Here is a 574-nt window from a genome sequence, read left to right on the forward strand (position 1 = left end):
ATGGCGCGGCTGTTTGCCCACCATCCCGAGGCGCTGGACAGCACGCTGCGTGTGCTGGAGGCGACGCGGGGCTTTTCCCTGGACCAGCTGCGCCACGAATATCCGGACGAGATCCTCGAGCCCGGCCGCACGCCGCAGCAGACCTTCGCGCGGCGCATGGCCGAGGCGGCGGCCGAGCGTTGGCCGCGCGGCGTCCCGGAGGACATCCAGGCCCGCATCGACCATGAGCTGCAACTGATCGCCCAGCTCGGCTATGCCCCCTACTTCCTCACCGTGCATGAGGTGGTGCGCTTTGCCCGGGACAAGGGGATCCTCTGCCAGGGGCGCGGCTCGGCCGCCAACTCCACCTGCTGCTATGTGCTGGGCATCACCGCCGTCGACCCGGCCAAGCACGACCTGCTGTTCGAGCGCTTCGTCTCGGCCTCTAGAGGCGAGCCGCCGGACATCGATGTCGATTTCGAGCATGAGCGGCGCGAGGAGGTGATCCAGTCCATCTACCAGCGCTATGGCCGACACCGGGCGGCGATCGCCGGCACCGTGATCCGCTACCGCGCCCGCTCCGCCATCCGCGAGG

Annotated in this window: 1 pseudogene; it reads left to right on the plus strand. The window is 69.3% G+C overall.

Annotation, left to right across the window (positions count from 1 at the left end):
• A pseudogene (locus F0Q34_RS21630) lies at window positions 1-574 on the plus strand (error-prone DNA polymerase); the annotation flags it as partial.

It is taken from the genome of Teichococcus oryzae (assembly GCF_008386565.1).
Classification (GTDB): Bacteria; Pseudomonadota; Alphaproteobacteria; order Acetobacterales; family Acetobacteraceae; genus Pseudoroseomonas; species Pseudoroseomonas oryzae.